This window comes from Cupriavidus sp. HPC(L) (assembly GCF_000307735.3).
Taxonomy (GTDB): domain Bacteria; phylum Pseudomonadota; class Gammaproteobacteria; order Burkholderiales; family Burkholderiaceae; genus Cupriavidus.
Genome location: NZ_AMPR02000082.1, coordinates 1 through 10297 on the forward strand (window position 1 = coordinate 1; position 10297 = coordinate 10297).

Consider the following 10297-nt stretch of genomic DNA (forward strand, 5'->3'; position numbering starts at 1 on the left):
ATGGCGACCGCGCTGGACGCGGCCGCGCTGCTGACCTGGCGCGCGGCGTGGCTGCGCGATACGCGCGCGGGACGCACCACGCGCGAGGCCGCGATGGCGAAGATGACCGCCACCGAGAACGCGCAGATGGTGATCGATCGCGCGGTGCAGCTGTTCGGCGGGCTCGGCGTGCGCATCGGCAGCCGGGTCGAGAGCCTGTACCGGGAGATCCGCTCGCTGCGCATCTACGAGGGCGCCACCGAAGTGCAGAAGCTGATCGTCGCGCGCGAAACGCTGGCCGCGCGGCAACCGCAGTCCTGACCGCGTGCTCCAGAGAACGAGCGCCGCCCATCAAGGAGACAGCCATGGCGAGCACAGCCCATCTCGATACCTTTGCCCAGGACCGCCTGCCGCCGCGCGAGGCCTGGCCGCAGTTCCTGTTCAACGAGGACACCCGCTATCCCGAGCGGCTCAACGCCGCGGTGGAACTGGTCGATCGCCATGTGCGCGAAGGCCGCGGCGAACGCACTGCGATCCGCTATCCCGATGACGGCGGCGCGGGCGGTTTCGCCGCCGTCAGCTATGCCGAGCTGGCCGCGCTGACCAATCGCATCGCCCGCGTGCTGACCGAGGACATGGGGCTGGTGCCAGGCAACCGCATCCTGCTGCGCGGTCCCAACAACCTGATGATGGCCGCCAGCCTGCTGGCGACGCTGAAGGCCGGGCTGATTGCGGTGCCGACCATGCCGCTGTTGCGCGCGCGGGAATTGAAGCAGGTGATCGACCGGGCCGAGGTCGGCGCCGCGCTGTGCGATGCGCGGCTGCGCGACGAGCTGGACGCCAATATGCGCGAAGGTGGCGAGTTCCACTGTCCGTCGATGCGGCAGGTGCTGTGCTTCAACGGCAGCGGGCCGGGCTCGCTGGAGGCGGCGCTCGAGGGCAAGCCGGACGACTTCGCCGCGTGCGATACCGCCAGCGACGACATCTGCCTGATCGCCTTTACCAGCGGCACCACCGGCCAGCCCAAGGGCACCGTGCATTTCCATCGCGACGTGCTGGCGATGTGCGACCTGTTCCCGCGCCATGTGCTGCGGCCCACGGCCGACGACGTGTTCTGCGGCACGCCGCCGCTGGCCTTTACCTTCGGGCTCGGTGGGCTGCTGTGCTTCCCGCTGCGGGCCGGCGCATCGACCGTCCTCGCCGAGAAGCTGACGCCGGAGGCGCTGCTGGCATTGATCCAGGACGCGCGCGCGACCATCGTCTTCACCGCGCCGACCTTCTATCGCCAGATGGCCGCGGCGGCCGAGCGCTACGACCTGTCGAGCCTGAAGAAGAGCGTGTCGGCCGGCGAGGCGTTGCCCGACGCCACGCGCCAGAGCTGGAAGGCCGCGACCGGCATCGAGATGATCGACGGCATCGGCGGCACCGAGATGATGCATATCTTCATCTCGAGCGCTGGCGACGAGGTGCGGCCCGGCGCGATCGGCAAGGTGGTGCCCGGCTACGTCGCGCGCATCGTCGACGAGAACATGCAGACGCTGCCGCCCGGCGTGCCCGGCAAGCTGGCGGTGCAGGGCCCGACCGGCTGCCGCTATCTGGACGACCCGCGCCAGGCCAACTATGTGCGCGACGGCTGGAACCTGCCCGGCGATACCTTCGTGATGGATGCCGACGGCTACTACTTCTATCAGGCCCGCTCGGACGACATGATCGTCTCGGCCGGGTACAACATCGCCGGTCCCGAGGTCGAGGCCGCGCTGATGCAGCACGAAGCGGTGGCCGAGTGCGGCGTGGTCGGCGCGCCCGACGATGGGCGCGGCCAGGTGGTGGCCGCCTATGTGGTGCTGCGTCCAGGCTTTCACGGCGACGACGCGATGCGCGTGACGCTGCAGGAGCACGTCAAGCGGCAGATCGCGCCGTACAAGTATCCGCGCCGCATCCACTTCGTCGACGCGCTGCCGCGCACCGAGACCGGCAAGCTGCAGCGCTTCCGGCTGCGGCAGATGGCCGGGCAGAACGGGACGCCGACGTGATGACCACGCCGGCGAGCTTCCGCAACACGGTGCGGGTGCGCTTCAAGGACTGCGATGCCGCCGGCATCGTGTTCTTTCCGCGCTATTTCGAGATGCTGAACGATCTGGTCGAAGACTGGTTTCGCGAGGCGCTCGACTGGCCGTTCGAGCGGATGCACGGCGCCGACCGCGCCGGCGTGCCCACCGCGGACCTGCAATGCCGCTTCGTCGCGCCGAGCCGGATGGGCGAGGTGCTGACGCGTGAGCTGGCGGTGACGCGGCTGGGCAGTTCCAGCTGCACGCTGCGCGTGCGCTTTGTCGGCGCGCAGCACGACGGGCGGGCGGACCTGCGCGCCGAATTCACGCAGCGGCTGGTCTGCGTCGATACCGCCCGGATGGCGCCGCGACCCTTTCCCGCGCCGGTGCGCGAAGCGATGGCGCGCTTCGTCGAGGCGCCGGATGCCGCCACAGCGGGCACATCGACCCATATTTCCTCGAATTCCTGACGAGTCCAAGCTATGAACGATATCGTGGCGCCCGCCGCCAAATCTCCGACCCCCACCAACGCCAACGCCACCACCGCTGCGCAGCGGGGCCAGCCGATGGCCGTGTTGCAGCCGCCGGACTGGGCCGCGCCGCGCGGTTATGCCAATGGCATCCTGACCGAGTTCCAGGCCGGCAGCCGGCTGATCTTCGTCGGCGGCCAGATCGGCTGGAACGGCCAGTGCGAGTTCGAAAGCGACGACTTCGCCGAGCAGACCGCCCAGGCGCTGCGCAATGTGATCGCGGTGCTGCAGCAGGGCGGGGCGCGCGCCGAGCATATCGCCCGGATGACCTGGTATGTGAAGGACAAGGCCGAATACGTCGCCGCCTATCCCGCGATCGGCAAGCACTATCGCGAGATCATCGGCCGCCACTTCCCGGCGATGACCGCGGTGCAGGTCGCGGACCTGATCGAACCGCGCGCGCGGGTGGAGATCGAAGTGACGGCGGTGGTGCCGCCGACGGCATAAAGGCATGCCTGCCGGTGGTCACCCTCTCCCGCTTGCGGGAGAGGGCCGGGGAGAGGGAACAGGGCGGTCGCAGCGACCGCAACGTCTCGCAGAGGCGACGCTCGCTTTCTCCCCCGACCCCTCTCCCGCAAGCGGGAGACGGGAGCAGTCCCAGGGCAAATTGCAAGGACCTGGCATACGCAAGTCCTTGAAAACTTGAGAAATTGGCCGGCGTGAGGTAGAATCCGAAAGTTTCGCTTTCAGAACCCTTCACCCTAGCGCCAACCGCATTCCACCTTCCGCCGCCCTGACCGCTGCCCTGCGGATTCGCCCCGGAGCGCCGTGCCGATCGCCGTCGACACTGTCTGCGCACCCAAGCCGAATCCCGCGCAGCCCGGCCCGACAGCCCCGGCTCGCCGCCGGCGCGCTCGCCGTCAGATTCGGGGCACGAGGCGTCGAGAGAGGTCGGTCACGGGGTGAATCCAGCAGGAGCCTACCCGTGTTACCGTCTTTTCCGCCCGCCATCCTTGCGCTAGCAGACGGCACGGTCTTTCGTGGCTATTCCATCGGCGCCTCCGGCCATACCATCGGCGAAGTGGTGTTCAACACCGCGCTGACCGGTTACCAGGAAATCCTCACCGACCCGAGCTATTCGCGGCAGATCGTCACGCTGACGTATCCGCATATCGGCAATGTCGGCGTCAATTCCGAGGATGTCGAAGCCACCAAAGTCCATGCCGCCGGCCTGATCATCAAGGATCTGCCGCTGCTCGCCTCGAACTTCCGCAAGCAGCACACGCTGCCGCATTACCTGAAGCAGGAGAAGGTGCCCGCCATCGCCGGCATCGACACCCGCAAGCTGACCCGCATCCTGCGCGAGAAGGGCGCGCAGAACGGCTGCATCCTGGCCGGCGAGGACAACGCGCAGAAGGCCATCGACCTGGCGCGCTCGTTCCCGGGCCTGGCCGGCATGGACCTGGCCAAGGTCGTGTCGGTCAAGGAACCGTACGAGTGGAACCAGACCGAGTGGGCGCTGGAGCGCGGCTACGGCAAGCTGGAGAACCCGCGCTTTCACGTCGTCGCGTTCGACTACGGCGTCAAGTTCAACATCCTGCGGATGCTGGCCCAGCGCGGCTGCCGCATCACGGTGCTGCCGGCCCAGTCGACCGCGGCCGACGCGCTGGCCTACAAGCCGGACGGCATCTTCCTGGCCAACGGCCCGGGCGATCCCGAGCCGTGCGACTACGCGATCCGTGCCACGCAGGAATTCCTGCAGCGCGGCATTCCGACCTTCGGCATCTGCCTGGGCCACCAGATCATGGGCCTGGCCGTCGGTGCGAAGACGGTCAAGATGCCGACCGGCCACCACGGCGCCAACCATCCGGTCAAGGACCTGGACGACGGCCGCGTGGTGATCACCTCGCAGAACCACGGCTTTGCGGTCGACGCCGAGACGCTGCCGGCCAACGCGCGCGTGACGCACGTCTCGCTGTTCGACGGCACGCTGCAGGGCTTCGCGCTGAACGACAAGCCGGCGTTCTGCTTCCAGGGCCACCCGGAAGCGTCGCCCGGCCCGCACGACGTGGCCTATCTGTTCGACCGCTTCACGAAGCTGATGGAGGAGGCCCGCCAGTAAGGCGGACTTCGACATCGAGAGCGGAACGAGACGACACAGGATCGCGACCATGAACGCCCTGATGCACGCTACCTTCGGCATTACCGACTTCTGGACCTATCTGCTGGGCACGATCTTCATCGTGCTGCTGCCGGGGCCGAATTCGATGTACGTGCTGTCGGTCGCCGCGCAGCGCGGCGTGCGCGCCGGCTATCGCGGCGCCTGCGGCGTGTTCCTCGGCGACGCCATCCTGATGGTGCTGTCGGCGGCCGGCGTGGCCTCGCTGCTCAAGGCCAGCCCTGGGCTGTTCTACGTGATCAAGTACATCGGCGCCGCCTATCTGGCGTGGATTGGTTTCCAGATGCTGCGCGGCGCGCTGCGAAACTGGAGTTCCCACGGCAAGGGCGCCGAGGCTGCGGCGGGGCAGGGCGAGGCGCAGGTGCAGGTCACCGACCCGACCAACCCGTTCCGCAAGGCGCTGCTGATCAGCCTGCTGAACCCCAAGGCCATCCTGTTCTTCGTCTCGTTCTTCATCCAGTTCGTCGATCCGCAGTTCGCCTATCCGGTGCTGTCGTTCGCCGCGCTGGGGCTGGTGTGCCAGGTCTGCAGCTTCGCCTACCTGACCGCGATCATCTTCGTCGGCGCGAAGCTGGCCGAGGCCTTCCGCCGCCGGCGCAGGCTGTCGGCCGGCATGGCGAGCGGCGTGGGCGCGATGTTTATCGGCTTCGGCGCCAAGCTGGCGACGGCTACCCTGAACTGAATATTGATATCCGGCGCGGTGCGCCTGCTCCAAGCGAGCGCGGACCGGCCGACAAAGAGAGCGTGCAATGCCAAAACGCACAGACATCCAGAGCATCCTGATCATCGGCGCGGGCCCCATCATCATCGGCCAGGCCTGCGAGTTCGACTATTCCGGCGCGCAGGCGTGCAAGGCGCTGCGCGAGGAAGGGTTCAAGGTCATCCTGGTCAATTCGAACCCGGCGACCATCATGACCGACCCGAACACCGCCGATGTGACCTACATCGAGCCCATCACCTGGGAAGTGGTCGAGCGCATCATCGCCAAGGAGCGCCCCGATGCGATCCTGCCGACCATGGGTGGCCAGACCGCGCTGAACTGCGCGCTGGACCTGCACCGCCACGGCGTGCTCGACAAGTACAAGGTCGAGCTGATCGGCGCGTCGCCCGAGGCGATCGACAAGGCCGAGGACCGGCAGAAGTTCAAGGACGCGATGACCAAGATCGGTCTCGGTTCGGCCAAGTCCGGCATCGCGCATTCGATGGAAGAGGCGCTGGCCGTCCAGTCGCAGATCGCGCGCGAGACCAACACCAGCGGCTATCCGATCGTGATCCGCCCGTCGTTCACGCTGGGCGGCACCGGCGGCGGCATCGCCTACAACCGCGAGGAATTCGAGGAGATCTGCAAGCGCGGCCTGGACCTGTCGCCGACGCGCGAGCTGCTGATCGAGGAATCGCTGCTGGGCTGGAAAGAGTACGAGATGGAAGTGGTCCGCGACAAGAAGGACAACTGCATCATCGTCTGCTCGATCGAGAACCTGGACCCGATGGGCATCCATACCGGCGACTCGATCACCGTCGCGCCGGCGCAGACCCTGACCGACAAGGAATACCAGCTGCTGCGCAACGCCTCGCTGGCGGTGCTGCGCGAGATCGGCGTCGATACCGGCGGCTCCAACGTGCAGTTCTCGATCAATCCGAAGGATGGCCGGATGATCGTGATCGAAATGAACCCGCGCGTGTCGCGTTCGTCGGCGCTGGCCTCGAAGGCTACCGGCTTCCCGATCGCCAAGGTCGCCGCCAAGCTGGCGGTCGGCTACACGCTGGACGAGCTGAAGAACGAGATCACCGGCGGCCAGACCCCGGCATCGTTCGAGCCGTCGATCGACTACGTGGTCACCAAGGTGCCGCGCTTTGCCTTCGAGAAATTCCCGCAGGCCGACAGCCACCTGACCACGCAGATGAAGTCGGTGGGCGAGGTGATGGCGATGGGCCGCACCTTCCAGGAGTCGTTCCAGAAGGCGCTGCGCGGCCTGGAGGTCGGCGTCGACGGGCTGGACGAGAAGTCGACCGATCGCGACGAGATCGTCGAGGAGATCGGCGAGGCGGGCCCGGACCGCATCTGGTACGTCGGCGATGCGTTCCGCCTGGGCATGTCGCTCGAGGAGGTGTACGCCGAGACCGACATCGACCCGTGGTTCCTCGCCCAGATCGAGGACATCGTCAAGACCGAGGCGCAGGTCAAGGCCCGTACGCTGGCCAGCCTGTCGGCCGCCGAGCTGCGCTACCTGAAGCAGAAGGGCTTCTCCGACCGGCGCCTGGCCAGGCTGATGAAGACGGACGCCAAGGCCGTGCGCGAAGCGCGCCTGGCCAACAACGTGCGTCCGGTCTACAAGCGCGTCGATACCTGCGCGGCCGAGTTCGCCACCAACACCGCCTACATGTACTCGACCTACGAGGCCGAGCATGGCGAGTGCGAGGCCAACCCGACCGACAAGCGCAAGATCATGGTGCTGGGCGGCGGTCCGAACCGGATCGGCCAGGGCATCGAGTTCGACTACTGCTGCGTGCACGCGGCGCTCGCGCTGCGCGAGGATGGCTACGAGACCATCATGGTCAACTGCAACCCGGAGACCGTGTCGACCGACTACGACACCTCCGACCGCCTGTACTTCGAGCCGCTGACGCTCGAGGACGTGCTCGAGATCGTCGACAAGGAAAAGCCGGTCGGCGTGATCGTGCAGTACGGCGGCCAGACCCCGCTGAAGCTGGCCCTGGACCTGGAGGCCAACGGCGTGCCCATCATCGGCACCAGCCCCGACATGATCGATGCGGCCGAGGACCGCGAGCGCTTCCAGAAGCTGCTGCAGGAGCTGGGCCTGCGCCAGCCGCCGAACCGCACCGCACGCGCCGAGGACGAGGCGCTGAAGCTGGCCGAGGAGATCGGCTATCCGCTGGTGGTGCGCCCGTCGTACGTGCTGGGCGGCCGCGCGATGGAGATCGTCCATGAGCCGCGCGACCTCGAGCGCTACATGCGCGAGGCGGTCAAGGTGTCGAACGACTCGCCGGTGCTGCTCGACCGCTTCCTCAACGATGCGATCGAGTGCGACGTCGATGCGCTGTGCGATGGCAAGCGCGTCTTCATCGGCGGCGTGATGGAGCACATCGAGCAGGCGGGCGTCCACTCGGGCGACTCGGCGTGCTCGCTGCCGCCGTACTCGCTGTCGCAGGCGACCGTCGACGAACTGAAGCGCCAGACCGCCGCGATGGCCAAGGCGCTGAACGTGGTCGGCCTGATGAACGTCCAGTTCGCGATCCAGCAGAAGGATGGCCAGGACATCGTCTACGTGCTCGAAGTGAACCCGCGCGCCTCCCGCACGGTGCCGTACGTCTCGAAGGCCACCGGCCTGTCGCTGGCCAAGATCGCCGCGCGCTGCATGGCCGGCCAGTCGCTGGACGAGCAGGGCATCGGCGCCGAGGTGGTGCCGCCGTACTACAGCGTCAAGGAAGCGGTGTTCCCGTTCAACAAGTTCCCTGGCGTCGATCCGGTGCTCGGACCCGAGATGCGTTCGACCGGCGAGGTGATGGGCGTGGGCAAGACCTTCGGCGAGGCCCTGTTCAAGAGCCAGCTGGCGGCAGGTTCGCGCCTGCCCGAGCGCGGCACCGTGCTGCTGACCGTCAAGGACAGCGACAAGCCGCACGCGGTCAGCGTCGCCCGCATGCTGCACGACATGGGCTATCCGCTGGTGGCGACCCGCGGCACCGCGTCCGCGATCGAGGCGGCCGGCATTCCGGTGCGCGTGGTCAACAAGGTCAAGGACGGCCGCCCGCATATCGTCGACATGCTGAAGAACGGCGAACTGGCGCTGGTGTTCACCACGGTCGACGAGACCCGCACCGCGATCGCCGATTCGCGCTCGATCCGGATCTCGGCGCTGGCCAACCGGGTGCCGTACTACACGACGATCGCCGGCGCCCGCGCCGCGGTCGAGGGCCTGAAGCAGATGCAGAACCTGGAGGTCTACGACCTGCAGGGCCTGCACGGCTCGCTGGCCTGATTCCGCGGCGCTTCCCACGGCGCGGCGGCTTGCCTCCTCCCTTCGGGGAGGGGGCGGCCCCTTGGCCCTGGTTGATGTGCTTCGGCGTCTTGACCTAAACTAACGGGAATTTCGGCGGACCCCAGTTATCAGGGGCGCCCGAAAGCTGAGCAATCAGAGCCTGGTCGTACAATCCAAGAACCACCCAAAAGCCGCGGTTGAGCGGAGGTGTGCCGGCAAGACCGCTGCGTACATCGCCCGCTGCGCTGCGGCTCATTTTTTTGCCTGACGAAGACATGAGCACCATTCCGATTACCAAGCGCGGCGCAGAACTCCTGAAAGCGGAGCTGCAACGCCTGAAGGCCGTCGAACGTCCCGCGGTGATCAATGCCATCGCCGAGGCGCGTGCGCAGGGCGATCTGTCGGAAAACGCGGAATACGACGCCGCCAAGGAAAAACAGGCCTTCATCGAGGGCCGCATCCTCGAGGTCGAGGCCAAGCTGTCGGCCGCGCAGATCATCGATCCGACCCAGCTCGATACCGATGGCCGCATCGTGTTCGGCGCCACCGTCGACCTGGAAGACCTGGAATCGGGCAAGTCGGTCCGCTACCAGATCGTCGGCGAGGACGAAGCCGATCTCGACAGCGGCAAGATCTCGGTCAGCTCGCCGATTGCGCGGGCGCTGATCGGCAAGTTCGAAGGCGATGTCGCGACCGTGCTGGCCCCGGGCGGCGAGCGCGAGTACGAAGTCATCACCGTCCGCTACATCTGAGGCGGCGCGTCGTGGTGTCGCCGTCCTCCCCGCTGCCGAGCCCGGCGTCCGGCGGCCAGCCGCTGCTGCCTCACCGGCTGTTCCTGCTGCTGACCGTGATCTGGGCCGGCAGCCTCTGGACCATCGGCTATCTGGTCGCGCCCACGTTGTTCGCCGTGCTGCCGAGCCGCGAGATGGCCGGCATGCTGGCCGGGCAGCTGTTCCGCACCGAGGCCGTGCTTGGCGTGGTGATCGGCGTGCTGCAGCTGGTGCTGTGCAACGTGATGATCCGGCGCGGCGCCATGCGCTACCGGGCGCTGCGCTGGCTGGTGCTGGGCATGCTGTGCTGCGTGCTGATCGGTTACTTCGGGCTGCAGCCCTTCATGGAGAGCCTGCGGCACAAGGCGCAGGCGTTGGGGCTCGGGGTGTCGGAGTCGCCGTTCCGCGCGCGCTTCGGCATGCTGCACGGCGTCTCGAGCGCCTTCTACCTGCTGCAGAGCCTGCTGGCGCTGGTGCTGGTCTGGCGTCTCGCCGGCCGGCGGACGGTGGCGGAGGACTGAGAGGGGCCGTCCCTCGAGAGCGGTTTTCTCCCCCTCTCCCGCTTGCGGGAGAGGGGTTGGGGAGAGGGAAAAACGGCAGTCGTTATGCCGAGGTCGACGGAAATCGCCCCCTCCCAACCCTCTTCGCCTGAGGGCGAGAGGCAATACAGCGGTGTGGGTGAAGACGCGCCGCTCAGCCCAGCGACTTCTTCTTCTGGCTGGCCTGGCGGGTCCGGGCGCGCTTGACGTTGCCGCCGGCGGTCACGCGCTCGTTGCCCAGCAGGCGGACCTCGTTGCGGGTCGGGCGGCCGCCCGGCTTGGCGGCGGGCTTGCGCACCGTGACGGTGCGCGGT

At 67.5% G+C, this 10297-nt stretch carries 9 protein-coding genes and 1 pseudogene; 9 read left to right on the forward strand and 1 reads right to left on the reverse strand.

Annotated features, from left to right (window positions below):
• The 9 genes from B551_RS06500 to B551_RS06540 all read left to right on the forward strand — a co-directional run.
• Window positions 1–300, forward strand: a 300-nt coding sequence (locus B551_RS06500; protein ID WP_043437792.1) for an acyl-CoA dehydrogenase family protein, incomplete at its 5' end; no start/stop codon positions are given.
• A gap of 44 nt (window positions 301–344) precedes the next feature.
• Complete coding sequence (locus B551_RS06505; protein WP_006579023.1) at window positions 345–2012, forward strand: AMP-binding protein; 1668 nt, start codon at window positions 345–347, stop codon at window positions 2010–2012.
• Window positions 2012–2497 (forward strand): thioesterase family protein, encoded by a 486-nt coding sequence (locus tag B551_RS06510; protein WP_006579022.1) that lies wholly within the window; start codon window positions 2012–2014, stop codon window positions 2495–2497. Before B551_RS06505 ends, B551_RS06510 begins: the two co-directional genes overlap by 1 nt.
• A gap of 96 nt (window positions 2498–2593) precedes the next feature.
• On the forward strand, window positions 2594–3004 hold the full coding sequence (locus B551_RS06515) for a RidA family protein (RefSeq protein WP_006579021.1): 411 nt from the start codon (window positions 2594–2596) through the stop codon (window positions 3002–3004).
• Between the two features lie 478 nt (window positions 3005–3482).
• Window positions 3483–4619 (forward strand): glutamine-hydrolyzing carbamoyl-phosphate synthase small subunit, encoded by a 1137-nt coding sequence (gene carA, locus B551_RS06520; RefSeq protein ID WP_006577741.1) that lies wholly within the window; start codon window positions 3483–3485, stop codon window positions 4617–4619.
• A 49-nt stretch (window positions 4620–4668) separates the two neighbouring features.
• Window positions 4669–5358 (forward strand): leucine efflux protein LeuE, encoded by a 690-nt coding sequence (leuE, locus tag B551_RS06525; protein WP_006577740.1) that lies wholly within the window; start codon window positions 4669–4671, stop codon window positions 5356–5358.
• A 67-nt stretch (window positions 5359–5425) separates the two neighbouring features.
• The gene (gene carB / locus B551_RS06530; protein ID WP_006577739.1) at window positions 5426–8674 is read left to right on the forward strand and encodes a carbamoyl-phosphate synthase large subunit; all 3249 of its coding nucleotides are present in this window, start codon (window positions 5426–5428) and stop codon (window positions 8672–8674) included.
• A gap of 275 nt (window positions 8675–8949) precedes the next feature.
• Complete coding sequence (gene greA, locus B551_RS06535) at window positions 8950–9426, forward strand: transcription elongation factor GreA (protein WP_006577738.1); 477 nt, start codon at window positions 8950–8952, stop codon at window positions 9424–9426.
• Window positions 9427–9491: 65 nt separating this feature from the next.
• The gene (locus B551_RS06540) at window positions 9492–9965 is read left to right on the forward strand and encodes a DUF4149 domain-containing protein (RefSeq protein WP_043437799.1); all 474 of its coding nucleotides are present in this window, start codon (window positions 9492–9494) and stop codon (window positions 9963–9965) included.
• 172 nt (window positions 9966–10137) lie between these two features.
• Here the strand turns inward: B551_RS06540 and B551_RS27015 are convergent.
• Window positions 10138–10297: pseudogene (locus B551_RS27015) on the reverse strand (ribosome assembly RNA-binding protein YhbY); the annotation flags it as partial.